Origin of the sequence: Phytopseudomonas flavescens, from assembly GCF_900100535.1 — a bacterium.
Taxonomy (GTDB): domain Bacteria; phylum Pseudomonadota; class Gammaproteobacteria; order Pseudomonadales; family Pseudomonadaceae; genus Aquipseudomonas; species Aquipseudomonas flavescens.
Genome location: NZ_FNDG01000019.1, coordinates 39781 through 65451, shown reverse-complemented (window position 1 = coordinate 65451; position 25671 = coordinate 39781). Strand labels below are relative to the sequence as shown.

At 64.2% G+C, this 25671-nt stretch carries 22 protein-coding genes; 8 read left to right on the top strand and 14 right to left on the bottom strand.

Annotated features, from left to right (window positions below):
* The first annotated feature begins 77 nt into the window (after positions 1–77).
* Complete coding sequence (gene rsgA / locus BLR94_RS20920; protein WP_084308402.1) at positions 78–1109, top strand: small ribosomal subunit biogenesis GTPase RsgA; 1032 nt, start codon at positions 78–80, stop codon at positions 1107–1109.
* Between the two features lie 82 nt (positions 1110–1191).
* On the opposite strand, the gene motB is transcribed toward rsgA, so the two are convergent.
* Together motB and motA are read right to left on the bottom strand one after the other, a co-directional pair.
* Positions 1192–2217 carry a flagellar motor protein MotB gene (motB, locus tag BLR94_RS20915; RefSeq protein WP_084308403.1) on the bottom strand — a complete coding sequence of 342 codons (1026 nt, stop codon included), beginning with the start codon at positions 2215–2217 and terminating at the stop codon, positions 1192–1194.
* A 5-nt stretch (positions 2218–2222) separates the two neighbouring features.
* Positions 2223–3074, bottom strand: coding sequence for a flagellar motor stator protein MotA (motA, locus tag BLR94_RS20910; protein ID WP_084308404.1), 852 nt, complete (start codon positions 3072–3074; stop codon positions 2223–2225).
* A 122-nt stretch (positions 3075–3196) separates the two neighbouring features.
* Between motA and BLR94_RS20905 the strand changes: the two genes are divergently transcribed.
* From BLR94_RS20905 to BLR94_RS20885, 5 genes are all read left to right on the top strand, one after another.
* Positions 3197–4708: an HDOD domain-containing protein gene (locus BLR94_RS20905; RefSeq protein WP_084308405.1), complete on the top strand. Its 1512-nt coding sequence runs from the start codon at positions 3197–3199 to the stop codon at positions 4706–4708.
* A gap of 67 nt (positions 4709–4775) precedes the next feature.
* On the top strand, positions 4776–5591 hold the full coding sequence (locus tag BLR94_RS20900; RefSeq protein WP_084308406.1) for a rhodanese-like domain-containing protein: 816 nt from the start codon (positions 4776–4778) through the stop codon (positions 5589–5591).
* Between the two features lie 64 nt (positions 5592–5655).
* Positions 5656–6507 (top strand): archaetidylserine decarboxylase, encoded by an 852-nt coding sequence (gene asd / locus BLR94_RS20895; RefSeq protein WP_084308407.1) that lies wholly within the window; start codon positions 5656–5658, stop codon positions 6505–6507.
* 130 nt (positions 6508–6637) lie between these two features.
* Positions 6638–8440: a molecular chaperone gene (locus tag BLR94_RS20890; RefSeq protein ID WP_084308408.1), complete on the top strand. Its 1803-nt coding sequence runs from the start codon at positions 6638–6640 to the stop codon at positions 8438–8440.
* Positions 8441–8497: 57 nt separating this feature from the next.
* Positions 8498–10561 (top strand): EAL domain-containing response regulator, encoded by a 2064-nt coding sequence (locus BLR94_RS20885; RefSeq protein ID WP_084308409.1) that lies wholly within the window; start codon positions 8498–8500, stop codon positions 10559–10561.
* A gap of 36 nt (positions 10562–10597) precedes the next feature.
* Here the strand turns inward: BLR94_RS20885 and serB are convergent, their stop codons facing one another.
* Positions 10598–11809 carry a phosphoserine phosphatase SerB gene (serB, locus tag BLR94_RS20880; RefSeq protein WP_084308410.1) on the bottom strand — a complete coding sequence of 404 codons (1212 nt, stop codon included), beginning with the start codon at positions 11807–11809 and terminating at the stop codon, positions 10598–10600.
* Positions 11810–11988: 179 nt separating this feature from the next.
* Here serB and BLR94_RS20875 point away from each other — a divergent pair, with 179 nt between their 5' ends.
* A complete protein-coding gene (locus tag BLR94_RS20875; protein ID WP_084308411.1) occupies positions 11989–13515 on the top strand; it encodes an AhpA/YtjB family protein in 1527 nt (508 codons plus the stop codon).
* Positions 13516–13778: 263 nt separating this feature from the next.
* Here the strand turns inward: BLR94_RS20875 and BLR94_RS20870 are convergent, their stop codons facing one another.
* From BLR94_RS20870 to BLR94_RS20820, 11 genes are all read right to left on the bottom strand, one after another.
* Complete coding sequence (locus BLR94_RS20870; RefSeq protein ID WP_013793202.1) at positions 13779–13994, bottom strand: TOBE domain-containing protein; 216 nt, start codon at positions 13992–13994, stop codon at positions 13779–13781.
* 51 nt (positions 13995–14045) lie between these two features.
* Positions 14046–14846, bottom strand: coding sequence for an aliphatic sulfonates ABC transporter ATP-binding protein (ssuB, locus tag BLR94_RS20865; RefSeq protein ID WP_084308412.1), 801 nt, complete (start codon positions 14844–14846; stop codon positions 14046–14048).
* A complete protein-coding gene (gene ssuC, locus BLR94_RS20860) occupies positions 14843–15637 on the bottom strand; it encodes an aliphatic sulfonate ABC transporter permease SsuC (protein WP_084308413.1) in 795 nt (264 codons plus the stop codon). The genes ssuB and ssuC overlap by 4 nt, the downstream gene beginning before the upstream one ends.
* 54 nt (positions 15638–15691) lie before the next feature.
* Positions 15692–16840, bottom strand: coding sequence for an FMNH2-dependent alkanesulfonate monooxygenase (ssuD, locus tag BLR94_RS20855; protein ID WP_084308414.1), 1149 nt, complete (start codon positions 16838–16840; stop codon positions 15692–15694).
* 58 nt (positions 16841–16898) lie between these two features.
* The gene (locus tag BLR94_RS20850) at positions 16899–17888 is read right to left on the bottom strand and encodes a sulfonate ABC transporter substrate-binding protein (RefSeq protein ID WP_084308415.1); all 990 of its coding nucleotides are present in this window, start codon (positions 17886–17888) and stop codon (positions 16899–16901) included.
* Positions 17889–17995: 107 nt separating this feature from the next.
* Complete coding sequence (gene ssuE / locus BLR94_RS20845) at positions 17996–18583, bottom strand: NADPH-dependent FMN reductase (RefSeq protein ID WP_084308416.1); 588 nt, start codon at positions 18581–18583, stop codon at positions 17996–17998.
* Positions 18584–18592: 9 nt separating this feature from the next.
* Positions 18593–19231 (bottom strand): peroxiredoxin, encoded by a 639-nt coding sequence (locus BLR94_RS20840; RefSeq protein ID WP_084308417.1) that lies wholly within the window; start codon positions 19229–19231, stop codon positions 18593–18595.
* A gap of 153 nt (positions 19232–19384) precedes the next feature.
* A complete protein-coding gene (locus tag BLR94_RS20835) occupies positions 19385–19936 on the bottom strand; it encodes a sugar O-acetyltransferase (protein WP_084308418.1) in 552 nt (183 codons plus the stop codon).
* Positions 19937–20001: 65 nt separating this feature from the next.
* Positions 20002–20646 carry a DMP19 family protein gene (locus BLR94_RS20830; protein WP_167359791.1) on the bottom strand — a complete coding sequence of 215 codons (645 nt, stop codon included), beginning with the start codon at positions 20644–20646 and terminating at the stop codon, positions 20002–20004.
* Positions 20647–20933: 287 nt separating this feature from the next.
* The gene (locus tag BLR94_RS20825) at positions 20934–22253 is read right to left on the bottom strand and encodes an OprD family porin (RefSeq protein WP_084308420.1); all 1320 of its coding nucleotides are present in this window, start codon (positions 22251–22253) and stop codon (positions 20934–20936) included.
* A 255-nt stretch (positions 22254–22508) separates the two neighbouring features.
* Complete coding sequence (locus BLR94_RS20820) at positions 22509–24866, bottom strand: DNA polymerase II (RefSeq protein ID WP_084308421.1); 2358 nt, start codon at positions 24864–24866, stop codon at positions 22509–22511.
* Positions 24867–24980: 114 nt separating this feature from the next.
* Between BLR94_RS20820 and BLR94_RS20815 the strand changes: the two genes are divergently transcribed.
* Positions 24981–25613: a class I SAM-dependent methyltransferase gene (locus BLR94_RS20815; protein WP_084308422.1), complete on the top strand. Its 633-nt coding sequence runs from the start codon at positions 24981–24983 to the stop codon at positions 25611–25613.
* Positions 25614–25671 lie beyond the last annotated feature (58 nt).

Sequence of the window (25671 nt, the reverse complement as noted above, 5' to 3'; positions counted from 1 at the left end):
GCCATGAAGAAATTTCCGCCCCTACAGACATGCTAGACTCGCCATCGTTTTCAGCGCATCACAAACTCGGAAGCCCCATGGCCAAACGCCAACTCAACCGCCGGCAAAACTGGCGCATCGAAAAGATCCAGGGTGAACGTGCCGCCCGTGCGGCCAAACGCGAATCCCGCGTGGTGGAAACCCTGGAAGGCGGCGACCTGGGCTCGGAACAGACCGGCCTGGTGATCGCTCACTTCGGTGTGCAGGTGGAAGTCGAAGCCACGGACGGCGAGCTGTCGGGCCAGGTATTCCGCTGCCACCTGCGCGCCAACCTGCCGACCCTGGTCACCGGCGACCGCGTGGTATGGCGCCCCGGCAATCAGGGAATCGGCGTGATCGTCGCGCAACTGCCGCGCGATACCGAGCTGTGCCGCCCGGATACCCGCGGCCAGTTGAAACCGGTGGCAGCCAACGTCGACCTGATCGTCATCGTCTTCGCGCCGCTACCGGAACCCCATGCCAACCTGATCGATCGCTATCTGGTCGCGGCCGAGCATGCCGGCATCCGCCCGCTGCTGCTGCTCAACAAGGCCGACCTGATCGATGCGCAGAACGAACCGGCGCTGAACGTCCTGCTCGGCGTTTACCGCCAGCTGGGTTACCCGGTGCTGGAAGTGTCCGCCCTGGAGGGTGACGGCATGGAACAGCTCAAGCAGCAGCTCGATGGCAATATCAGCGTATTCGTCGGCCAGTCCGGCGTGGGCAAGTCCTCGCTGGTCAACAGCCTGCTGCCGGGCGTCGAGACACGGGTTGGGGCATTGTCCGAGCTGACCGGCAAGGGCACCCATACCACCACCACGGCACGGCTGTTCCATTTTCCCGGCGGCGGCCAGTTGATCGACTCACCGGGCATCCGTGAATTCGGCCTGGTGCATGTCAGCCGTGATGACGTGGAGGCGGGCTTCATCGAGTTCGCCGAACTGCTCGGGCATTGCCGCTTCCGCGACTGCAAGCACGACCGCGAGCCGGGGTGCGCGCTGCTCGCTGCCCTGCAGGACGGGCGCATCCAGCCGCAGAGGATGAACAGCTACCGGCATATTCTGGCCAGCCTGCCGGAGCCGGAGTACTGAGCGAGGCTGCAGCGCCCTGAGAAGGAAGACGGGGCAGCGGCCAGGCGCTCGCCACCCCCGAGACATCGGCCCGCCAAGCGGGTCACTCCTTGGGCTGGTCCGTCTTCAGCGTGCCATCCTCGAAGATGTTCAGCCGCTCGCGCACCTGATCGCTGGATAACGGTGCGCCAGCCGGCGAGGCCGGTGCAGCGCTTCCCGCTGGCGCGTCCGCTGCCGGATCGGGCGCCAGCTCACCGCCGCCCTGCTCACCTTCGATGTTGCGCTGGGCCTTCTTGGTCAGCACCACGATATCAATGCGGCGATTGACCGGGTTCAACGGGTCATCACGGTCGAACAACGCCGAGGATGCATAACCGACCACCCGCGCTACCTGGGCATCGTCGTAGCCAGCGCCGATCAGCACCCGGCGCGCGGCGTTGGCACGATTGGCCGACAGCTCCCAGTTGCCGAAACCGCCGGCGCCGGCGAAGGGCTTGGCGTCGGTGTGGCCGCTGATGCTGATCTTGTTCGGTACCGCCTTGATGGTGTCGGTCAGCGTGAACAGGATGTCTTCGAAATAGGGCTGCAACTGAGCGCTGCCCAGGGCGAACATCGGCCTGTTCTCGGCATCGACGATCTGAATGCGCAAACCATCCTGGGTGATTTCGAAGAGGATCTGATCCTTGAAGCGCTGCAACTGCGGATCCTGCTCGACCTTGTTCTGCAATTCCTCGAGCAACAGTTCAAGACGCTCGCGCTCGACCTCCTCGGCCTTGGCTTCGGCCTGCTCGGCATCCAGCTCGGCCGGATCCTTGGGGTCGGTATCGGCCTGTTCGCCCGGCGAATCCTTGGGCTGGTCGTTGAGGGTGCGATCCGGCGACGGTGTCGGTGAGCCACCCAGGTCGATCACATAGGGGCTGGCACTCTCGGAAAAACCGATGGGATCCTTGAAATAGCCGGAGATCAGTTTCTTCTGCTCCGGGGTTGCCGAGGACATCAGCCACATCACCATGAAGAAGGCCATCATGGCCGTGGCGAAGTCGGCGAAGGCGATCTTCCAGGCACCACCGTGGTGGCCCCCAGCGACCTTCTTGACCCGCTTGACGATGATCGGCTGGTTGTTTTCCATGGTGCTTAGTTCCCGCGCATTGCCTGTTCAAGCTCACTGAAGCTTGGGCGGTGCGCCGGGTAGAGGGTCTTGCGCGAGAACTCAACCGCCAGCGACGGCGGCATCCCGGAAGCAGAAGCGACCAGGCCCGCCTTGATGGCTTCGTAGACGTTCAGCTCTTCCTTGGCGTCGTGCTCGAGCGCAGAGGAGAGTGGCCCGAAGAAGCCATAGGAGGCGAGAATGCCAAGGAATGTACCGACCAGCGCGGTGCCGACCTTCTCGCCGATCTGCGCGTTATCCGCTTCGGCGAGGATCGACATGGTGATCACGATACCCAGTACTGCGGCGACGATCCCCATCGCCGGCATACCGTCGGCGATCTTGGCCACGGCATGGGCGGGATGCTCGAGTTCCTCCTTGAGGCCAACCAGCTCCATGTCGAACAGCCCTTCGAGCTCGTGGGGCGCCATGTTGCCCGAGGACATGATGCGCAGGTAATCGCAGATGAACGCGACCATCCGCTCGTCGCCCAGCACCGCGGGGTATTTGCTGAAGATCGGGCTGGCGGCGGGATCCTCGAGATCGGCTTCGATGGCCATCATGCCCTCGCGACGGGCCTTGTTGAGAATCTCGTGGAGCAGGCGCAGCACTTCCAGGTAGTAATCATGGGTGAAGCGCGACTTGAACATCTTCAACGACTTTTTGAAGACGGTCATGAACATGCTGCCCGGGTTGGCCTGCAGGAACGCCCCCAGCGCGGCACCGCCGATGATCAGCACTTCGAAAGGATGCACCAGGGCCATGAGATGGCCGCCAGACGCGACAAAACCGCCGAAGACGCAGGCGAAGACAACGATGATGCCGATGATTTTGGCCATAGAAAAAACTTACGAAAGTGAAAAGAAAGGGTGGGCGCGCGAAACAACCCTTCTCCTTATCGGAAGAGATGCGCGAGACTATAGTCAGTTAAGTCTAAAAAAAGCCATTTTGGCATATCCCCATGGTCGCAAGCACGCCGTTACCGCGCACCCTCGAGGCCTGGCTCAAGCAGTTGGACGGCCAGGTACTGCCCATTGCGACCCGGCATCACCAGCAGGTGCGCCGCGCACTGGCGGACAGCCGCCGCTCGCTGCGCGAGATCGCCGACCTGATGCAGGATAGTCCGGCGCTGGTGCTGTGCGTACTGCGTGAAGCCAATCGCAAGGGCGATAACTTGGGGGAGGCGGCGGAAAGCCTGGAGACGGCGCTCAATCGCCTGGGCCTCAAGCGCGCCGAGGAGCTGCTGATACGGATCCCCGCCAAGGCGGTCGCCGACATTCCCCAGCCGTTGCGTCAGATCCAGCTGATCAGCCAGCACGCCGCGCAGCAGGCCAATGGTCTGTTCGCCGCGCGCCTTGCCAGGCTGTGGCAGGAAATCCACTGGGGCAGCCTGCTGTTCCTTTCTCCCGTGTGGGTGCTGCTGGCGGCCTACCCCCAGCTCTTCGACGCCTGGGAGCAGCGCGTGCTGATCAAGGGCGAGCCGCCTGTTCGCGTCGAGCGCGAGCTGCTGGGCATCCCGCTGTTCGAGCTGTGCCTGGCACTGGCCGAGCAGTGGCGTCTGCCGGCCTGGATCATTCAGGGCTATCGGTTGCTGGTCAGCGACCGGCGCCTGCTCGCCAAGGCACTGCGCCTCGCCCGCCAGCACGATGATCCGCTGCGCCAGCAGCAGGAACTGGATGCCGATCCAACCCTGCAGCGCTGGCTTACCCAGCCGGCCAACAGCATCCTGCTGGCCAATGTGCTGGCCGTGTCGGCGCACAATGCCTGGAGCGGCGGCCATACCCGACGCTGGCAACGGCTCAACAGCCTGTACCTGCAGATGCCCTTGCCGCAGCTGCATCAGCATATTCACCAGAATGCCGTGCAGAGCGCGCGGCAACTGGACATTTCCGGCCTCTGGCATCCTGCCGAGGCGCTGCTGTGGCCCTGGAACGTGCGGCACTTCGAGGTCGCCAAGCCAGGGCCGGCTACCCAGCCCGACGAGTGGCGACAATGCTGTACGCAACTGCTCGCCCAGCCCAGCGCATTCAGCAACGTGCAACAGCTCACCACCTGTGCACGCCAGGCGCTGCAGGCGACCGGCCTGTCACGCCTGCTCATGCTGCTCGCCGACCGCAACCACAGTCGCCTGCAACTGCAGCAGCACGCGGGCGTCGATGCGAGTGCCAGCGGCCTGGCCATCGACCCGGCACCAAGCCAGGTGTTGCGCCGCCTGTTGCAGGCCCCGGCACAACTGCGCCTGACGCCCGCCAATATCGCTCAGTTTTCCGCGCTGCTGCCCGGCGACCTTAAAGCCCTGATGCCCAGCGAGCACCTGCTGATCCGCTCCCTGGCGAGCAATGATCGGGTGGTGATGATCCTGCTCGCCGATCTGCACGGCAAGCCGATCAGCGATACCACCCTGCATGCCTTCGCCAAGACTGCACAATGCATCGAGCGCGCTCTGGACACGTTCAGCAAGCGCAGCCGCTGAGTATCGGCATTATTCCCGGCCCCGGCTGCGCTACAATCGCGTTCCCACTTTTGCCAACGAGGCCCATATGACAGCCTTCGATGAACTGCCGCTGGTCATCGAGCCGGCGGATCTGGCTACGCGACTGCAAGAACCCAGCCTTATTCTGGTCGACTTGAGTAGCAGCGCTCGTTATCAGGCCGGGCATATTCCCGGCGCCCGCCTTGTCGACAGCAAACGTACGCAACGGGGCAGGCCCCCGGCCCCCGGCCTGCTGCCCGAGCGGGCGGCGCTGGAGCAGTTGTTCGGCGAGCTTGGTCATCACCCGGACGCCACCTACGTGGTGTATGACGATGAAGGTGGCGGCTGGGCCGGGCGCTTCATCTGGCTGCTGGATGTGATCGGCCACTCGCGCTACCACTTCCTCAACGGCGGACTGACCGCCTGGGAAGCGGAACAGCGCCCACTCAGCCAGGATGTCCCCGAGCCGAAAAGCACGCCGGTGCAACTGTCGCTGAGTGACGAGCCAACCGCCAGCCTGGACTACCTGAAGGCGCGCCTGGGTGCCGATGACCTGGCCATCTGGGACGCACGCTCGCTGGAGGAATACCGCGGCGAGAAGGTCCAGGCAGCCCGGGGTGGTCATATTCCCGGTGCCATTCACTTCGAGTGGACAGCCGGCATGGACCCCGCGCGCGGCCTGCGCATCCGCGAGGATATCGACCAGCAGTTGAACCGGCTGGGCCTGAGCGCCGACAAGGAAATCATCACCCACTGCCAGAGCCACCGCCGCTCCGGCTTCACCTATCTGGTGGCCAAGGCCCTGGGCTATCCGCGGGTCAAGGCCTATGCCGGATCCTGGAGCGAATGGGGCAACCTTCCCGATACACCCGTCGAACAGTGAGTGCGACCCGACTGTCCACCTGTCATGCGCCCGGCGCTGAACGCCGGGCTGCCAAGGAATATAGATGAAACAACGCCTGTTTATCCTCAGCCAGTACCTGACCCCGCACCACCTGCTGTCGCGCCTGATCGGCCAGGCAGCCGAATGCCGGGCGCCCTGGTTCAAGAACCGCCTGATCACCTGGTTCGCCAGGCAGTACCAGGTCGACATGAGCGAGGCGCAGATCGAGGACCCGACCGCCTTCGAGCACTTCAACGCATTCTTCACCCGCGCCCTGAAGGAAGGCGCCCGCCCGCTGGACAACCTGCCAGGCGCGGTGCTCTGCCCTGCCGACGGCGCCGTCAGCCAGCTCGGCCGCATCGAACATGGCCGGGTGTTCCAGGCCAAGGGCCACAGCTACAGCGTGACCGAGCTGCTGGGCGGCGACAGCGAGCGCGCCGCGCCCTTCATGGGTGGCGACTTCGCGACCGTCTACCTGTCTCCCAAGGACTACCACCGCGTCCATATGCCGCTGGCCGGCACCCTGAAGGAAATGATCTACGTGCCTGGCCGCCTGTTCTCGGTGAACCAGACCACCGCCGAAAACGTTCCCGAGCTGTTCGCACGCAACGAGCGGGTGGTCTGCCTGTTCGATACCGAGCGCGGCCCAATGGCCGTGGTACTGGTTGGCGCGATGATCGTCGCCTCGATCGAAACCGTCTGGGCCGGCCTGATCACGCCGCCCAAGCGGGAATTGAAGAGCGTGCGCTACGACGAGGCCGCCCGGGCACCGATCAGCCTCGAGAAAGGTGCGGAGCTGGGCCGCTTCAAGCTCGGCTCCACCGCCATCGTGCTGTTCGGCCCGGAACAGGTGAAATGGGCCGCGGAACTGGGTGCCAACAGCCCGGTGCGCATGGGCCAATTGCTCGGCCAGTGAACCCGCAGCCTGGCCTGCAGCCTTTGCCATCAGTGGCGCAAAGGCTGCGACGATGGCCAGATGCTGCTAGAGTCGCTTCACGATTAACGAACGATTCGCTCGCATGCTGGCGCCGGAGTAAGAAAGTTTGATGGATAAACAGAGCCCCCACCTTTTGCTCCGCGTCCCGACGCCGACCAAGCAGGGCCTGACTTTCTGCGACGCCACGCCACGTGACCTGAAGCGCTGGATCGCCGGCCTGCCCAAGGCCAATATCGGCGAGACCGCACGCCAGCTGTACCAGGCGTTGATCGAACTCAACCAGTTGCTGACCGCTTCGGAAAACCGCTTGCAACTGTTGGAGTTGCTGCGACCCGAGGTGTATTTCGTCTGCCAGCACCTGGAGCGTCACTTCCTCAACCAGGCGATCGTCCTCGACGAACGCCCACGCAAAGTGGCCAACCTGTGCCAGGCCCTGCAGAATCACCTGGCGATTGGCTACAAACTGATCATTTCGCGCCTCGCACCGCAGCCCAGCCGCGAGCGCAACCCACTGCTCGGCACTGCGCTGCAGCGTGCCGTTCACAGCCTCAATGGGCCATTGATCCGTACCAGCCAGTTGTATTGCCCGGTTCCCGAGGGGTTGTGGCTGGAGCTGCACCAGCTCTACCTGATCGCGCGCCAGCAGAACCTGCACAAGCTGGTGATCCGCGACCCGCTGGCCCGCCATACGCAGGGATTGAGTGTCGAGCAGAACTACATCGTGGCGCTGCTGATCGGCTGTTCGCGCTGCAACCAGATGCGCCAGGGCGCCATTGCCCGCCTGGCCGAGGCGCTGGAGGCGTGGAGCCCGCTGGTCAATCTGCAGGCAGGAGCGGATCCGTCGAGCATCTTCGCCGTGGCGCCACAGCTCGACGGCCCGCCACGCTATACCTCGCTGTTCCAGCCGAGCGAGCTGCAGAATGCCCTGGGTATCGATCCTACACCGCTGGTCGACGCCATCAAGGATCATCTGCAACGGCTGCCCGAGGAACGACGCCAGTCCCGCCTGCAGGTGCCGGAAGGTTTCACCCTCGACATGCTGCAGCACGCGGCGGCCGCCTGGGGCGACATTTCCGAGCGTACCTTCCAGCGCACCCAGGGTAACGGGAGCATGACCCTGTGTATCGGCATGAGCGCGTTGAACTACTACCTGGCCAACGGCAAGGTATTCAGCGAGCTGCTCAAGCAGCCGGTGGACACCACCGCGTCGTTCAAACCCGTCAGCGGCGAACCGGATATCTGGTCCAGTGCCCCGGACGCCCAACGCAGCTCCGAGTGGGAGCACGGCCTGCCGTTCGAGGAAATCGAATACCGCAAGCCGGTCGATGAGCAGGAGCCGTCGCCGTCCGCCGCAGGCGAAAACTACCCGAGCCATACCCTGGCGATCGTCAACCACAGCCCGGGGGGCTACTGCCTGTCATGGCCCAAGGAAGTGCCCAACCAGTTGCAGGCCGGCGAACTGCTCGGCATTCGCGACACCCCCCAGCAGGGCTGGAGCGTTGCCGTGGTGCGCTGGATCCGCCAGGTGCGCGGTGGCGGCACGCAGATGGGCATCGAACTGATCGCCCCGCACGCACAGTCCTGTGGCCTGCAACTGGTGCGCAAGGCCGAGCAGAACAGCCAGTACCTGCGCGCCCTGCTGCTCCCGGAAATAGCCGCCATCTCCCGGCCGGCGACGCTGATCACCCCCCGGCTACCATTCCAGGAAGGCAGCAAGGTGCTGATCAACATCAACGGTAAGGAACGTCGCGCGGTGCTGAGCCAGAAACAGACCAGCACCGGCAGTTTCAGCCAGTTCGAATATCACGATCTGGAGCAGAAAATCGCGGATCACGCGACCGCCGTCACAGCCACCGGAAGCCACCGGCCGGCCGGGGAGGAAGATTTTGACTCACTCTGGAAGTCGCTGTAGATTGCGAAAAAATCCCCTGCCTTATTCTGCTGCCTCATCGCAGACTCGATCTCGCTAATGGCCATCGAAAAGAAAACCATCCGCCTGCTGATTCTCGAAGATTCGCAGAACGAGGCCGAGCGCCTCGTCAGCCTGTTCCGCAATGCCGGCAATGCAACCCGCGTACACCGCCTGATCTCCATCCAGGACCTGCTGGAGACCCTCAAGCACAATTGGGATCTGCTGATCTGCGCACCCGTCAGCGAATGCCTGGAGCCCCGCGAGGCGCTCTCCTGCATTCGTCGTCAGGGCAAGGACATTCCGGTCATCCTGCTGCTGGCCGACAACGAGCCCGACAGCGTCACCGAGGCGCTGATGCTGGGCGCTCAGGATGCGTTGCCTCAGGGCGAAGACGAGCGCCTGGTGCTGGTGGCCCGTCGCGAGCTGGTCAACCTCGAGGAACGCCGCGCCCGCCGCGCCGCCGAAGTGGCCCTGCGCGAAGCGGAGAAGCGCTGCCAGCTGCTGCTGGACAGCTCGGTGGATGCCATCGCCTATGTGCACGACGGCATGCACATCTATGCCAACCGCGCCTACCTCGAGCTGTTCGGCTTCGACGACGCCGAAGAACTGGAAGGCCTGCCGATGATCGACCTGATCGGCAGCGCCGACCAGGGTGCCTTCAAGGACTTCCTGAAAAACTATCAGCATCTGGACGATCACGAGTTGTCCTGTGCAGGTGTGCGCACCGACGAAAGCACGTTCTCGGCGCGCGTCACCCTCTCTCCTGCAGCCTACGACGGCGAACCCTGCATCCAGGCAGTGATCCGCGCCGAGAGTGGCAATGCCGAACTGGAAGAGAAGCTGCGAGAGATCAGCAGCCTGGATCTGGTCACCGGCCTATATAACCGCGCCCACTTCATCGAGCTGATGGATACCGCAGCGCACCGCGCGGTCAACGACGAACAGCCGGCGAGCCTGGCCTACATTCGCGTCGATCGCTATGCCGCCCTGCTTGCCGAAATGGGCCTTGGCGCCATCGATCTGCTGCTGACCGATCTCGCCGGCATGCTGCGCACGCATTTCCCGCAGGATGCCCATCTGGCGCGCTTCGGCGACGATGTGTTCGCCGTTCTGCAAGCGGGTATGACACCGCAGCAGCAGCGCCCGCAACTCGAGGCCCTGCTGCGCAAGGCCGAGACGCACCTGTTCGACATCAACGGGCGCACCGCGCAGACCACCCTGTCGATCGGCGTCGCCGGCCTCAACGAGACAACGCCCAAGGCAGGGGAAGTGATCGATCGCGCGCAACGCTGCGCCGATCAGATCGACGAGCCGGGTACCCTCAAGCTGTTCGACCCGGCCGAGGAACTGGCCGCGGCAGCCAGCCGCGGCAGCGTGGTGGCCATGGTGCAGCAGGCGCTGGAACAGAACAGCTTCCGCCTGTTGTTCCAGCCGGTGATCAGCCTGCGTGGCGATGAACACGAGCACTACGAGGTGCTGCTGCGCCTGCTCAGTCCCTCCGGCCAGGAAGTCCCGCCGGGAGAATTCCTCGCCGTGGCCAGGGAAACGGGGCTGGGTGAAAGGATCGACCGCTGGGTCATCCTCAGTTCGATCAAGCTGCTCGCCGACCACCGCTCAAAAGGGCACGCGACACGTCTGTTCGTGCACTTGTCCAATGCCAGCCTGCAGGATCAGACACTGCTGCCCTGGCTCAGCGTCGCCCTGAAAGCCGCGCGTCTGCCGTCCGATGCCTTGGTGTTCCAGTTCAGCGAGCCGGATGCCATCACCTACCTGAAACAGGTGAAGACGCTGGCGCTGGGCCTCAAGGATCTGCACTGCCACATCGCCCTGAGCCAGTTCGGCTGCGCGCTGAATCCGTTCAATACGCTTCGGCACCTGCCCGTCGACTTCGTCAAGGTAGATGGCTCCTTCGCCAAGGACCTGAACGACCCGAGCAATCAGGAAGCGCTGAAGACCATGCTGGCCAGCCTGCACGGCCAGGCGAAACTGACCATCGTGCCGTTCGTGGAATCCGCCAGCGTGCTCGCCACGCTGTGGCAGGCCGGCACGAGCTACATCCAGGGTTACTACCTGCAGGGCCCGAGCCAGGCGATGGACTACAACTTCTCGTCAGACGAATGAAGCCGCGGGTAGCCAGGCCACCCCGCGGCAGCCCACTTACTGCCGAGCGTCGCGGTCGCGCATGCCCAGCAGGTAGAGAAGACCATCCAGGCCCAGGGTGGAAATCGCCTGCCTGGCAGACTGCTTGACCAGCGGCTTGGCACGGAATGCCACCCCCAGCCCCGCGATGGCCAGCATCGGCAGGTCATTGGCGCCATCACCGACGGCAATGGTCTGTTCCAGGCGCAAGCCTTCCTTATGCGCCAGCTCACGCAGCAGGTCAGCCTTGCGCTGCGCATCAACGACGGGTTCGATGGCGACACCGGTAACCTTGCCATCGAGCACTTCCAGCTCGTTGGCGAACACGTAGTCAATGCCCAGCCTGGCCTGCAGCTGCCTGGCGAAGTAGGTGAAGCCGCCGGACAGGATGGCGGTCTTGTAGCCCAGGCGCTTGAGTTCGGCGAACAGGTTCTCGGCACCTTCGGTCAGGCGCAGCGAGGCGCCGATTTCGTCCAGCACGCCGACATCCAGTCCCTTCAGCAGCGCCAGGCGCTCCTTGAAGCTGGCACGGAAATCCAGTTCCCCACGCATCGCCCGCTCGGTAATTGCCGCTACCTGCTCACCGACACCGGCAGCCTTGGCCAGTTCGTCGATCACTTCCGCTTCGATCAGCGTGGAATCCATATCGAACACGGCCAGGCGACGGTGGCGGCGGAACAGGGAATCGGCCTGGAAGGCGATATCGACGTTCAGCTCCTGGGCCACGCGGAGAAATTCGTCACGCAGGGCAGCCGGATCGCTGGGGTCGCCACGAACCGAAAACTCGATGCAGCCCTTGCCCTGCGAGGCCGGCACGCCCAGTGGCACACGCCGAGACAAGCGGTCGATATGCTCGATGTTCAACCCGTACCTGGCAGTGATCGCACTGACGCGCTGCAACTGCTCGGCGGTGACCTGGCGGCTCAGCAGGGTCACGATGTGGCGCGCAGGGCCGCCGGCCGCCCAGCCTTGATAGTCGTCCTCCGACAGCGTCGTGAAGCGCACCTGCTGGTCGAGCCCCTGGGCGGTGCCAAGAATCTCCTCGCGCAACGAAGCGGCGTGCCCGCCATCGGCAATTTCCACCAGAATGCCGAATGACAAGGTGCCGTGGATGACCGCCTGGCCGATGTCGAGGACATTCACGCCACCTCGGGCCAATACGCCGGTGATGGCCGCCGTGAGGCCGGGCCGATCCTCACCGGTCATGTTGATCAGAACGATTTCGCGCAAAGCGTACTCCGGAGCTCGCAGGACTATGAACGGTCTGCCGAACGGCGATGTGCAGCAGGGCCGGTGAAAAACCCGCATTCTAACCACTTTCAAGGCTTCCCGAACACGCGCGGCGCTTTGCCCTGCGCAGGTCGCTCGCTATACTGCGCCGCATCTCCAGTCGACAAGAGCCGAGCTCTGTGAACCGGCCCGCCCCCGTAAAGCCCGATAACTTCTTCCTTCTGCTGTTCCGTGCATTGCGCCAACGTCGCGTGCCGCTGGCATTGCGCATCGTCAGTCACAGCTTGCTGCTGGTGGCCATGGCGCTGGTGATCTATGCCTGGGTGATCGGCATGCAGTTCAAGCAGGCCATGCAACAGCAGGCAGAAGCCCTGGGCAGCAGCCTGATCACGCAGACGGCAGCCTCGGCGACCGAGTTGCTGGTGTCCAACGACATCCTCAGCCTCAACGTGCTGCTGGGCAACCTGGTGAAGAACCCGCTGGTGGCCCACGCCGCCATCTACAGCGTCGACAACCGTATTCTCGCGGAAGCCGGCACGCGCCCGAGCAAGAGCATGCTCGGCGAAACCGAAGGCCTGTACTCCACGCCCATCACCTTCCAGGAGGTGATGGCCGGGCAGTTGCGCATCAGCCTGGACATGCAGCAATTCCAGCAGCCGATGACCATCAGCCTGCAAAGCATGGGGATCCTCAGCCTGATTCTGCTGGCGCTGACCCTGTCATTGAGCCTGCGCCTTGGCCGGCAAATCTCCACGCCGCTGATGCAGATGCGTGTCTGGTTGCGTGATCCAGATGACTACGCCCCAGGCGCCAATCGCCAGGACGAAATCGGCGATCTGGCGCGCCACATGCAAGCCCGCCTGGCGCCGGTAAAGCCAGAGCCGAAAGCGGAAGTGGAGCCTGAATTCGACGACCTCGACGATCTGGACGAGCAGTTCCGGCACGACGAGGACGACGAAGAACCGGATCGTCGCGACGACCCGCCATTCCAGGTCCGTAACCTGCGCGACAGCCGTTTCGATGCCGACGACTACGACCCACCAAGCCGCGGGCCTGACGATGACGACGATGCCTTCGCCGATCTCTATGAGCACGACGAGACGCCCGCCCACGGCACTCCGGCAGCACCTGCTGCGCCGCAGAAAAGCGCCGTGCTGGCCGTCCAACTGGGCGCACAGGAACAATTGCGGCGATTGCCGCGCACGCGCCTGATGGAGCTGCTGCAGAGTTACCGCAATTGCCTGGACAAGGCCGCGACGCTGTACAAGGCACAGCTGTATACCCTCAACGATGGCAGCAGCCTGATGCTGTTCCATCATCAGGACAGCCAGGACGACTACCTGACCCACGCCATCTGCTGTGGGGAACTGCTACGCGCCCTGGGCCACGCCCTGCAGATCGAGGTTGCCGACAGTGGCATCACCCTGCACCTGCAGCTCGGTCTGACCCTGGGCGAGGGACTGCGGGGGCTGAGCCAGGGCGACCTGCTGCTGAGCGAAACCGCGCAGGATGCCCTGGCCCTGTCCCAGCACAGCCGTAACCTGCTGCTGGTCGAACGCCGCGTCGGCGAGGATGCCACCCTGCGCCAACGCGCCCGCATCCGCGCCATCGCCAGCCCCGAGGGCGCCAGCTGCGTGGAGCGCCTGCTCGATCCGTATCCGGCGCTGCTCGAACGGCAGATGGCCAAGCTGCGCGAAGAACGCTAGGCACCCGTCCACGATCTGCTACATGCCCCCTGCAGACGTCATCCCGCAGGGTGGATGACGCTCTTTTCATCCACCATCGCGATAACTAAGCGGTGGAGAGGTCGGGCCGCGTAGCCGAAGCGTCGTCCATCCTACGAATACCCGTTACCACCGTTGAACACACCAGTGGTCGCGTCCGCCCTATCTCCCAGGGTTCTGTCAGGCACCATCGGGCACCTGTGAAAAGGCCGGCGCAAGGCCGGCCGTTTTCCCGCGCGAAGCGATCAGAGCTTGGCGATGGACACCTCAGTGGACTTGACGAACGCGATCACTTCGCTGCCCACGCCCAGTTCCAGCTCGCGCACGGAACGGGTGGTGATCACCGAGGTGACGATGCCGGCGGCGGTCTGTACGTCGATCTCCGACAGCACGTCACCTTCGACGATTTCCTTGATGGTGCCTTTGAATTGGTTACGGACGTTGATGGCTTTGATGGTCATGGTGAGTCTCCTAGGGTAGCAATTGGCCCCGGCAGGGGCATGAAGTCAGGGTTAGAGTGCCCAGCGCAATTGCGTCGGGAGGGGTGAAACGGGATCCGGCTGCGGTGGCAGCGCGGGCAGTTGCAGAACACGGTTGAGCACCTCGGCCTCCAGCGAAGCGAGGCGTGCCGAGCCCTTGTTGCGAGGGCGCGGCAGGTTCACCTGCAGATCCAGGCCAACCTGTCCGTCTTCGATCAGGATGACCCGGTCGGCGGTCGCCACGGCTTCGCTGACATCGTGGGTGACCAGCAGCACGGTGAAGCCGTGCTTCTGCCACAGGCTCTCGATCAGTTGCTGCATTTCGATTCGGGTCAGGGCATCCAGGGCACCCAATGGCTCATCGAGCAGCAGCAGGCGGGGCTCATGGATCAGGGCACGGGCCAGGGCCACGCGTTGCTTCTGGCCGCCGGACAATGCCGCCGGCCACTCGTCGGCACGCTCGCCGAGACCGACCGCTTCCAGCACCTGCTGGGCCTTGGGTCGCCAGTCTCCGGTAAGGCCGAGACCGACGTTGTCGATCACCCGCTTCCAGGGCAGCAGCCGCGCTTCCTGGAACATCAGGCGGGTGTCCTCGCGGGTCGCCGCCAACGGGCCATTGCCGGCCAGCAGCTCGCCACCGCTGGGCTGGTCGAGGCCAGCGAGCAGCCGCAGCAGCGTGCTCTTGCCGCAGCCACTGCGCCCGACCACGGCGACGAACTGGCCCGAAGGAATGCGCAGGTCGATGTCCTTGAGCACCTGACGCTCGCCGAAGGATTTCTGAATGCCGCGAATGGTCAGCGGCGTGCCCCGCTGGAGGCTGTGCAAGGCCGTCATCTTGCACCTGCCTTGGCCTGGTAGGCCGGATGCCAGCGTAACCAGATACGTTCCAGCCCCCGGGCAGCGACATCGGCCAGCTTGCCCAGCACTGCGTACAGCAGGATCGCCAGCACCACCACGTCGGTCTGCAGGAATTCACGGGCGTTCATCGCCAGGTAACCGATGCCGCTGCTGGCGGAAATGGTTTCGGCGACGATCAGGGTCAGCCACATCAGGCCGAGGGCGAAGCGCACACCGACCAGGATCGATGGCAGCGCACCGGGCAGGATCACCTGGCGGAACAGCGCGAAGCCGGATAGACCATAGCTGCGCGACATTTCCACCAGTGCCGGGTCGACGTTGCGGATGCCGTGGTAGGTGTTCAGGTAGATCGGGAACAGGGTGCCGAGGGCGACCAGAAAGATCTTCGCACTCTCGTCGATGCCGAACCACAGGATCACCAGCGGAATCAGCGCCAGGTGCGGCACGTTTCGGATCATCTGCACCGAGCTGTCGATCAGGCGCTCGCCCCATTTCGACAGGCCGGTGATGAAACCCAGGGCCAGGCCGATGCCGCCGCCGATGGCGAAACCAACCCCTGCGCGCCAGCCGCTGATCGCCAGGTGGGTCCAGATCTCGCCGCTGGACAGCAGCTGCCAGCCTGCCTCGAACACCGCGCTGGGCGCCGGCAGAATGCGCGTGGACAGCAGCCCCAGGGCGACCGAGCCCTGCCAGGCGACCAGCAGCGCCACGGGCAGTGCCCAGGGCGCCAGGCGCAGGGCCAGGCGATGGAAAGACGTGTCGCTCATTTCATACCTCAACAATCATCACGGGATGGCCGGGCATCCACGCCCGGCCGTGTTTCAACTGGCCGACGCCGCCTTGGGCAGGATGTCGTTGGCGACCATTTCACCGAACGGGCTCACGTAGCCCGCACCTTCCGATAGCGCCGGACGGTTCACATCCAGGTGCGGGAACAACAGTTCGGCGACCCGATAGGACTCTTCGAGGTGCGGGTAACCGGAGAAAATGAAGGTATCGATGCCCAGGGCGGCGTATTCCTTGACCCGCTCGGCGACCGTCGGGCCGTCGCCGACCAGCGCCGTACCGGCACCGCCGCGCACCAGGCCGACGCCGGCCCACAGATTGGCGGACACTTCCAGATTGTCCTTGCTGCCACCATGCAGGGCGGCCATGCGTCGCTGGCCGACCGAGTCGAAACGCGCCAGGGACGCCTGGGCACGGGCGATGGTGTCGTCGTCGACGTGGGCGATCAGCTTGTCGGCGGCTTTCCAGGCCTCATCAACGGTTTCCCGGACGATCACGTGCAGGCGGATGCCGAAGCGCACTTCGCGCCCCTGGGCGGCGGCTTTCTCGCGCACTGCGGCAATCTTCTCGGCCACCGCAGCGGGTGGTTCGCCCCAGGTCAGGTACAGCTCGACCTGTTCGGCGGCGAGATCCTGCGCGGCTTCCGAGGAGCCACCGAAGTACAGCGGCGGACGCGGTTGCTGGACTGGCGGGTAAAGCAGCTTGGCGCCCTTCACCTGGATGTGTTTGCCGTCGTAATCGACCACTTCGCCTTCCAGCACGCGACGCCAGATGCGGGTGAATTCGACGGATGCCTCGTAACGCTCGGCGTGGGACAGGTTCAGGCCGTCGCCCGCCAGTTCGTCCGGATCACCGCCGGTGACCAGGTTGAACAGTGCACGGCCGCCGGACAGGCGATCCAGGGTCGCCGCCTGGCGGGCGGCCACGGTCGGGGAAATGATGCCCGGACGCAGCGCGACGAGGAACTTCAGGCGCTGGGTCACCGGGATCAGCGACGCGGCGACCAGCCAGGAATCCTCGCAGGAACGGCCAGTGGGAATCAGTACGCCGCCGAAACCGAGGCGGTCGGCAGCCTGGGCGATTTGCTGCAGATAACCGTGGTCGACGGCACGGGCCCCTTGCGAGGTACCGAGATAATGGCCGTCGCCGTGGGTCGGCAGAAACCAGAAGATGTTCAGACTCATGGAGTGGTCTCCTTGGGATGGGATCGCTGCGCGGCCCGTGGCCACGCAGCTGAATGCCTTACTGCTGGGCTTTCTGAGCGGCCGCGTGGGAAGCCGGCGGCCCATCTGGCCGAGCCCAGATCACATCCTTGATGCTCAGTTTCCTGGGGATCAGCTTCAGCTCGGTGAAGGTGTCGGCGATCTTCTGCTGCGCCGCCACCACCTCCGGGGTCAGAAGCGCGGCACCGTAGCCCTGACGCTTGACGGCAATGGCGGTGATGTCCCGCGGCAAGCCGAGCAGAGGGGCGACCTGGTCGGTGACCTTTTCCGGGTCGGCCTTGGAGTCTTCGCCCACGGCACGCACTTCTTCGATCAGCGCCTGGAGGACTTGCGGATTCTTCTCGGCATAGGATCTGGTGGCGAGGTAGAACTGGTGGTTGTCGACCAGGCCTTCGCCATCACGCAGGGTACGTGCCTGCAACTGCTGTTCGGCGGCCGCCTGGAAGGGATCCCAGATGACCCAGGCGTCGACGCTGCCACGCTCGAACGCCGCACGGGCATCGGCCGGCGGCAGGTAGACGGGCTGGATATCGCTGTATTTGAGACCGGCATCCTCCAGGGCACGCACCAGCAGGTAGTGCACGTTGGAGCCCTTGTTCAAGGCGACCTTCTTGCCCTTCAGCTCGGCCACCGACTTGAGCGGCGAGTCCTTGGGCACCAGAATCGCCTCGCTGTGCGGCGCTGGCGGCTCGTAGGCGACATAGAGCAGATCGGCACCGGCCGCCTGGGCGAACACCGGCGGCGTTTCACCGGTCACCCCGAAGTCGACGGAACCGACGTTGAGCCCTTCGAGCAATTGCGGGCCACCGGGAAACTCGGTCCATTTGACGTCCACGCCCTTGTCGGCCAGGCGCTTCTCCAGCGTGCCCTTGGCCTTGAGCAGCACCAGGGTGCCGTACTTCTGGTAACCGATCCGCAAGGTCTCGGCCTGTGCGGCGGTAATGGCGCCGAAGGAAATGGCCGCGGCAAACAAGGCGACCAGACTCCGACGCAACGTGATGGTGCGCATGACGCTCTCCCCTGCATTGAGTGTTTGGCCACCTGCTGCCTCGTTATCGGGCCAGTAAGGTGGTTGATGGGCGACGGTCGCCCATGGGAACGTGGGTGAATCCTTCTTCAGGCGCTCCAGCGCCCACTGATCAGGCGATCATTCAACAGCCCCGGCTCGATCGGTTGCGGCCGGCGGTTGAGCGCCTGAATCAGATGCTGCAAGGCGTCATCCAAACGCTGCTCAAGTACCGGCAGCAGATCGGCACCGCTGTCGGTGTAGGCGATCTGGCTGTCATCGGCGAAAACGCCGTGCAGCACTTCCTGGGCTTTGAGCGCCGACAGCACTGGCTTCAGCGCGTAATCCACGGCCAGCATGTGGGCGCTGCTGCCGCCCGTGGCGATTGGCAGCACCACCTTGTGGTGCAGGGCGCGCTCGGGCAGCACGTCAAGCAGGGTTTTCAAGGCCCCGGAAAACGACGCCTTGTACACCGGCGTCGCCACGATCACACCGTCGGCTGCAGCCACGTGGGCCTGCAGGCCCTGGATGCGCGGACTGTCGAAACGGGCGAAGAGCAGGTCCTCGGCCTCGAAGTCGCGAACCTGATAGGTCACCACCTCGACGCCATGGGACTGCAGCCACTGCCGCGCCCTGTCGAGCAGCACGTTGGAACGCGACCTCTGGCTCGGACTGCCGCCCAGCAAAACCACCAACATGGGACGTCCTTACTTGTTAGGTTGCGGGGTGAGGCGCAGGTACGGCTTGACGGCGCGGTAGCCCTTGGGGAAGCGCTGCCTGATCTCGTCTTCGTCTTTGAGCGAAGGCACGATCACCACGTCGTCACCGTCCTGCCAGTTGGCCGGAGTGGCCACCTTGTGGCTGTCGGTGAGTTGCAACGAATCGACCACACGGAGGATCTCGTTGAAATTGCGCCCCGTGCTCGCCGGATAGGTGATGGTCAGGCGAACCTTCTTGTTCGGGTCGATGACGAACAGCGAACGCACGGTGAGGGTGTCGTTGGCATTCGGGTGGATGAGGTCGTAGAGCTCGGACACCTTGCGGTCGGCATCGGCCAGAATCGGGAAGTTGACCGCCGTGTTCTGTGTTTCGTTGATGTCGTCGATCCACTTCACGTGGGAGTCCACCGGGTCCACGGACAGGGCGATGGCCTTGAGGTTGCGCTTGGCGAACTCGTCTTTCAGCTTGGCGGTGAAGCCCAGCTCGGTGGTGCACACCGGCGTGAAGTCGGCCGGGTGGGAAAACAGGATGCCCCACTGGCTGCCCAGCCACTCGTGGAAGCGGATACGGCCTTCGCTGGAGTCCTGTTCGAAGTCAGGGGCGATGTCGCCAAGGCGGATGCTCATGCTGTGTGCTCCTTCAGTGAGTCGTTGCGTGGCGCTCACTATGCTGAGGAACACAGCATATTAAAAAGAATAAATAACGATTTATTTATAACCAAAAAACATTCACGGCGCGAGACCTTGCGCCGCCTCGTCAAGCGCGGGCCTGTGCAGCGATCAGCCAAGCACCCGCGCCGGGTTGCCCGCCACTTTCGCTCCGGCCGGTACATCGCGGGTGACCACGCTGCCAGCGCCGATCAACGCGTCGTCACCGACCGTTACCCCCGGCAGGATCAGCGCCCCGGCACCGATCCAGACGTTGCGACCGATGTTCACCGGCCGGCCGAATTCCAGGCCGGATTCTCGCTCGGCGGGGTCGCGCGGGTGATCGGCGGCGAGGATCTGCACACCGGGGCCGATCTGGGTCTTGTCACCGATGCTCACGGCCACCACGTCGAGGATCACGCAGTTGAAGTTGATGAATACGTCATCACCCAGGCTGAGATTGAAGCCGTAATCGCAGTGGAACGGCGAACGCACCACCACCCCCCTGCCAATCGTCGCCAGGCGTTCGGCCAGTACCTGGGTACGCTCGGCGGGCGACAGGCCAAGGTTGCCGTTGTAGCGCGCCAGCCAGGCGATGGTTGCCGCGCTTTCGGCCTGCAGCTCGGGATCGCTGGCCAGATAGCGCTCACCGATGAGCATTTTGTGTTTTTCACTGAGTGCCATGGCGGATGCTTCCTTCGGGGGATATGCAGTAAGGGAACCTGAAGTCACCCCCGGGGTTCCGCCAATCAGGCCGAGAGGAAATGCCGGAGTGCGGCCCACTGCAGTTCCTCGATCGCCTCGCCCAGTTGCTCGTCGATCTCGCCGAGCCGGGCGTTCTGCGCCTCGTTGAGCCATTGCGGTATATCCCACAGCTCGATTTGCGTCGGCTCATCCTGCAGGTGAGCGAATACCCCGTAGAAATCCTGCAACAATTGGCGGGCCGGCTGCAGGCCGAGCAAGGCGAGCGCCGCCTGGGCGTACTCGAAGGTCGGCACGCCCCAGTTGGCGAAAACCTGCAGCAGGCCACCATTGTAGTAGTCGGCCTGCAGACGCCACAGCGCCACCAGATGGCGATTGCGCAGATCGATCGCCTCGAGATCCCAAGCGGCTTCGTCCAGGCGGCGCAATGCCTGGTCCTGCAAATCGCCCCAGACCAGCTCCGGGGAGTCCCAGCAACTGCCCCCCAGATGGCGCCAGCTGGCGGTGAAGCCAAGGTTTTCCAGGCGATAGTCCTGGCGCTGCGCGGGTGACAGGCTGTCGAGTCGTAGATAGCCACCCTGGGTCAGGGAGAACGCCTGGCCATTGCGCAGGTGAAAGAACACATTCTGCTCATCGAAACTCAAGTGGTCGATCTTCAGAAAGGCGAGTTCGGGATAACGGTGATAGGGCATGAGCCAAGCCTGGAAGTGAGGGTCGGTACCGACCATGCCAGAGCTCGGCGCCGCTGAACACCGGAAAAACTCGAGAAGGCGATCGTCGATATCGCTGGCGAGGGCCGCCGCTTGGCTGGCAGAGACGAAAAATGGCCAGGAGCCATTTATGGCATCGCCCGCGCCGACGGCCTGCCGGGTGGCCGCCGGGACGGCAGGCAAAAAAAACCGGGCTGACGCCCGGCAATGATTCCACCACGAGGAATAAAAAGGACGGGGCAAGCCATGCTTGGCCCCGCCAGAAAGGGTTACAGCAGTGGCAGGCTGTAGCTGACGATCAAGCGGTTCTCGTCCAGATCGGTCGTGTCATTGCCACGCTGAGAAGCATTACGCCAGGAGAAGCCCAGCCCCTTGAGGGAGCCCTGCTGGACGGTGTAGTCCAGGCGGAAATCACGCTCCCATTCCTTGTGATCGCCATCCGCCGCGTCGATGTTGTCGCCCTTGAGGTAGGTGACCAGCGCCTTCAGGCCCGGCACGCCCAGGGTGCCGAAGTCGTAGCCGTACTCGGCCAGCCAGGTGCGCTCGCCAGCGCTGGCGAACTTGCCGATCTGCCGGTCGGTGATCAGGTAGGAGGAGGAGCCATCGCCCTGGTTGAGAAATGGAAAATCGCTATTGCCCGACACTTGCTGGTAGCCCGCGCTCAGCGAGTGGCCGCTCAGGCTGTAGGTGAACAGCGCGCTCCAGACACGATTGTCGACCTCACCATTCTTGGTATCGGCGGCATTCCAGTAACCGCTGCTGACGTAACCATCGGCCCGGCCGGCGGCGCTGCCGTTCTTGCCGTCTGAACTGCTGTCGAAATAACGCAGGTCGGTCTTCAGGTTGCCGGCCGGCAGCGCCAGGTTGTGCACCAGGCCGAGGAAGTGCTGCTTGTAGAAGTCTTCGAGGTTGCCGTAGTAGTACTGGGCGGTGAGATCTTTGCTGATCTGGTAGTCACCGCCGGCGAAGTAGAACTTGTTGGTATCGGCAGCTGCCCCGGCACCGCCGATCTTCAGACCGACATCATCGGTGGAAGAACGGGTCTTGCTGTGTTCCAGCTGGCCCGCGGTCAGGGTTAGGCCGTCGATTTCCTTGGAGGTGATCTGCCCGCCATCGAACAGTTGCGGCAGCAGGCGCCCGTCGTTGAAGGTCACGACTGGCAGCTTGGGCTGCAAGGTGCCAACACGCAGCTCGGTTTTGGAGAGGCGGAACTTGGCGGTGGCGCCAGCCTTGCTGTAATCGTCAACAGCGCTGCCGTCGGTTTCCAGTGGGAACAGCTGGCCCGGGGTGCGATCACGGCCGGCTTTGGTGTTGCTGCCGCCCGAATCCAGGCGCAGGCCGTACAGGCCGATCACGTCGACGCCAACGCCCACGGTGCCCTGGGTGAAGCCGGACTGGTAATTGAAGATGAAGCCCTGGCCCCACTCGCTCGCCTCTCCGTTGTTGTTGGCGGTGTTCTTGGTATTACGGTCGATGTAGAAATTGCGCAGGTCGAGTTTGGCCGTGCTGTCTTCGATAAAACCGGCGGCACCGGCCTGTTGCGCCAGTGTGGCGAGGGTGACGGCCAGGGCCAGGGTGGATTTTCTCATGGGTGATGCTCCGGGGCATGGATCGCGAGCTGGCAGGGCCAGGCTCGATAAGCGCTAGTTATTGGCAGATGCAAGGCTAAGCCAAGGCAGATAAAACAAAAAAGAATCAATAATTACTAATAAATTACTTTTTCGAATATGCACCTGGTGTGACGATGTTTCCGTCGGCGATGCGCTTTGTTCGACGCACGGCTCTGGCACGGGTCACGTGGCGCAAGCAGAAAGCCTGCAGAAAGAGCGGCCATCGAGGGGCGCTCAGAACAGTTCCAGTTGGCCACCGATCAATGCACTGAAGTCGTCATCCACGAAGGGCAGGATGGCATCGGCCACCGGCTGCAACTGCCGGGTCAGATAATGGCCGTAGTCGATGGGAGCACGGCGTAGCTCGAGAGGCTCGGGTCCGGCCACGCTCATCACGTAACTGATCCAGCCGCCACTCTGGTACTGCCGCGGGCGCCCCTGCTCATCGTTGTGGGCATCGGCCAGGCGCGCAGCGCGCACGTGGGGTGGCACGTTGCGCTGATAGTCATCGAGCCTGCGGCGCAGACGCTTGCGGTACACCAGCCGCTCATCGAACTCGCCGGCCAGAGTGCCGCGCACGTAGTCGCGCACGTAATCCTGGTAGGGCTGACGCTTGAAGATGCGCAGGTACAGCTCCTGCTGGAATTGCCGGGCCAGCGGCGACCAATCGCTGCGCACGGTTTCCAGCCCCTTGAAGACCATTTCCTCGCGGCCATCGGCCCGGCGGATCAGCCCGGCATAGCGCTTCTTGCTGCCCTCCTCCATACCGCGGATGGTCGGCATCAGGAAGCGGCTGAAGTGGGTTTCGAATTGCAGTTCCAGGGCACTCTGCAAGCCGAACTCGGCCTGCAGGTGCTCGCTCCACCAGGCATTGACCCGCTGCACCAGGCTGCGACCGATGCGCTCGGCGTCCTCCTCGGCATGGGCGCTGCGCAACCAGACGAAGGTGGAGTCGGTATCGCCATAGATCACCGCGTGCCCCTCGGCCTCGATCAACTCGCGGGTGCGGCGCATCACGTCATGGCCGCGCAGGGTGATGGAGGAGGCCAGGCGCGTGTCGAAGAAGCGACAACCACTGGAGCCCAGCACGCCGTAGAAGGCGTTCATGATGATTTTCAGCGCCTGGGACAACGGCGCGTTGCCAGCCCGCTTCGCCGCCTCCCGCCCCTGCCACACGCGTTCGACGATCGCCGGCAGGCAATGCCGGGTGCGCGAAAAACGCGCGCCACGGAAACCGGGAATCGAGTGCTCGTCGTCTGGCTGCCGCAGACCCTCGACCAAGCCCACCGGGTCGATCAGAAAGGTGCGGATCAGCGACGGATAGAGGCTCTTGTAATCCAGCACCAGCACCGACTCGTACAGCCCTGGCCGCGAATCCATGACGAAGCCGCCCGGGCTGGCTTCGGGCGGACGCTCGCCCTGGTTGGGCGCCACGAAGCCCTGGCGATGCATCAGCGGCATGTACAGGTGGCTGAAAGCGGCCACCGAACCACCGCTGCGGTCCACCGGCAGGCCGGTGACCGTGGCCCGCTCGAGGAGGAAGGTGAGCAGCTCGGTCTTGGCGAAGATGCGCGTCACCAGCTCGCAGTCCTTGAGGTTGTAGCGGGCCAGGGCCGGCTTGTCCTCGGCGAACAGGCGGTTGATCTCGTCCATGCGCTGGTAAGGGTTGTCGATCGCCTTGCCCTCGCCAAGCAATTGCTGGGCGACGCTTTCCAGGCTGAAGGACGGAAAGCTCCAGGTGGCCGAGCGCAGCGCCTCGATGCCATCGATGATCAGCCGGCCCGGCGCACTGGCGAAGAAATGCTGCTTGGAACCATGCTCACGCCAGTTCAGCACTTCGCCGCCACGGCCGAGGCGCAGCGGTACGTGCAGGCGCTGGGCGTGCTCGTGCAGCACGCGCAGGTCGAACTGCACCACGTTCCAGCCGATGATGGCGTCCGGATCGAAGCGTTCCAGCCAGCCATTGAGCGCCTCCAGCAAGGCGGCGCGGCTGTCCAAGTAGGCGAGGTCGAAATCGACTTCGCCGTCACGGTTCGGCGGCCCGAGCATGTACACCTGGCGCTGGCCACAGCCTTCCAGGGCGATGGAGTACAGTTCGCCGCGCGCAGTGGTTTCGATATCCAGGGAAACCAGTTTGAGCTGCGGGCGATAGTCCGGTGCCGGCTTCAACTGCACATCGACCAGCACGCCTTCGTCCGTCGGCGTACCGCCGAACAGCACGGGGGCGGTGATGAAACGTTCCATCAGGTAGCGCTCGGGCGGGCGAACATCGGCCTCGTAGACATCCACACCGGCCTGGCGCAGGGTCTGTTCGAGCTGGATCAACGGGCGCTGCTGGCGGCAGTAAAGGCCGAGCACCGGCCGCTGCCGGAAATCGCGCAGTTGCAGCGGACGCAGTTCGATGTCCGTTTCCGTGCCCAGCACGGCCTCGGCACGCGCACGCTGCGCGACGGGAATGAAGGCCACCGAGGTCTGCGGCGGCAGGCGCACGAGACGCGGGCCACCCTCGGTGGACAGCCAGAATTCCACCAGGGTGCCGGCCGGCGTGTCGCGCCAGTGCCGGGTCAGGACGAAGCCCTGCTGTAGATCCACCTGTCACCTCGAATGCCGTTCAGGGTGCGATGTTATCGCGCCTCGTCACGGCCCGCCCGCGCCAAACCTGCACAATGCGGTTAAATGGGCACCCACGTTCTGCGGAGGCGTCTCATGCCACTCGACCCCGATCAGCTGCGACACATCACCACGCGCACACTGGCCCATTACCAGGCCAGCGCCGCAGGGTTTCGCGAAGGCACCCGCGACCATGACGTCAGCCAGAACATCGACGCACTGCTGCGCCACATCGACACGACCGCGCCCCTGAGCATCCTCGACTTCGGCTGTGGCCCCGGCCGCGACCTGCGCAGCTTCGCGGCCCTCGGCCACCGCCCGGTCGGGCTGGACGGCTGCCCGCAGTTCGTCGCCATGGCTCGCGCCGACAGCGGCTGCGAGGTCTGGCAGCAGGACTTCCTGGCCCTGGATCTGCCGCCCGCACGCTTCGACGGCATCTTCGCCAACGCCGTGCTCTTCCATATTCCGAGCCAGGAGCTGCCCCGGGTGCTCAGGGAACTGCATGCCTGCCTGAAACCGGGCGGCGTGCTGTTCAGCTCCAACCCGAGGGGCGACAACCGGGAAGGCTGGAGCGGCGAACGCTACGGCGCCTGGCATGACCTGGAAAGCTGGCGCCAGCTGCTCACGGCCGCCGGCTTCGACGAGCTGGAGCATTACTACCGCCCGGCTGGCCTGCCACGCGACCAGCAGCCTTGGTTGGCCAGCGTATGGCGTCGCGGCGATGCCTGACTCGGTGACTGCTAAAAGGGGCGAAAGCCGCCGTTCGTAGTCTGGTGGGCTGAAGCGG

Excerpts from the sequence above, each read along its gene's own strand:
- rsgA (WP_084308402.1), top strand. The coding sequence starts at position 78 with ATGGCCAAACGCCAACTCAACCGCCGGCAAAACTGGCGCATCGAAAAG.
- motB (WP_084308403.1), bottom strand. The coding sequence starts at position 2,217 with ATGGAAAACAACCAGCCGATCATCGTCAAGCGGGTCAAGAAGGTCGCT.
- motA (WP_084308404.1), bottom strand. The coding sequence starts at position 3,074 with ATGGCCAAAATCATCGGCATCATCGTTGTCTTCGCCTGCGTCTTCGGC.
- BLR94_RS20905 (WP_084308405.1), top strand. The coding sequence starts at position 3,197 with ATGGTCGCAAGCACGCCGTTACCGCGCACCCTCGAGGCCTGGCTCAAG.
- BLR94_RS20900 (WP_084308406.1), top strand. The coding sequence starts at position 4,776 with ATGACAGCCTTCGATGAACTGCCGCTGGTCATCGAGCCGGCGGATCTG.
- asd (WP_084308407.1), top strand. The coding sequence starts at position 5,656 with ATGAAACAACGCCTGTTTATCCTCAGCCAGTACCTGACCCCGCACCAC.
- BLR94_RS20890 (WP_084308408.1), top strand. The coding sequence starts at position 6,638 with ATGGATAAACAGAGCCCCCACCTTTTGCTCCGCGTCCCGACGCCGACC.
- BLR94_RS20885 (WP_084308409.1), top strand. The coding sequence starts at position 8,498 with ATGGCCATCGAAAAGAAAACCATCCGCCTGCTGATTCTCGAAGATTCG.
- BLR94_RS20870 (WP_013793202.1), bottom strand. The coding sequence starts at position 13,994 with ATGACCATCAAAGCCATCAACGTCCGTAACCAATTCAAAGGCACCATC.
- ssuB (WP_084308412.1), bottom strand. The coding sequence starts at position 14,846 with ATGACGGCCTTGCACAGCCTCCAGCGGGGCACGCCGCTGACCATTCGC.
- ssuC (WP_084308413.1), bottom strand. The coding sequence starts at position 15,637 with ATGAGCGACACGTCTTTCCATCGCCTGGCCCTGCGCCTGGCGCCCTGG.
- ssuD (WP_084308414.1), bottom strand. The coding sequence starts at position 16,840 with ATGAGTCTGAACATCTTCTGGTTTCTGCCGACCCACGGCGACGGCCAT.
- BLR94_RS20850 (WP_084308415.1), bottom strand. The coding sequence starts at position 17,888 with ATGCGCACCATCACGTTGCGTCGGAGTCTGGTCGCCTTGTTTGCCGCG.
- ssuE (WP_084308416.1), bottom strand. The coding sequence starts at position 18,583 with ATGTTGGTGGTTTTGCTGGGCGGCAGTCCGAGCCAGAGGTCGCGTTCC.
- BLR94_RS20840 (WP_084308417.1), bottom strand. The coding sequence starts at position 19,231 with ATGAGCATCCGCCTTGGCGACATCGCCCCTGACTTCGAACAGGACTCC.
- BLR94_RS20835 (WP_084308418.1), bottom strand. The coding sequence starts at position 19,936 with ATGGCACTCAGTGAAAAACACAAAATGCTCATCGGTGAGCGCTATCTG.
- BLR94_RS20830 (WP_167359791.1), bottom strand. The coding sequence starts at position 20,646 with ATGCCCTATCACCGTTATCCCGAACTCGCCTTTCTGAAGATCGACCAC.
- BLR94_RS20825 (WP_084308420.1), bottom strand. The coding sequence starts at position 22,253 with ATGAGAAAATCCACCCTGGCCCTGGCCGTCACCCTCGCCACACTGGCG.
- BLR94_RS20815 (WP_084308422.1), top strand. The coding sequence starts at position 24,981 with ATGCCACTCGACCCCGATCAGCTGCGACACATCACCACGCGCACACTG.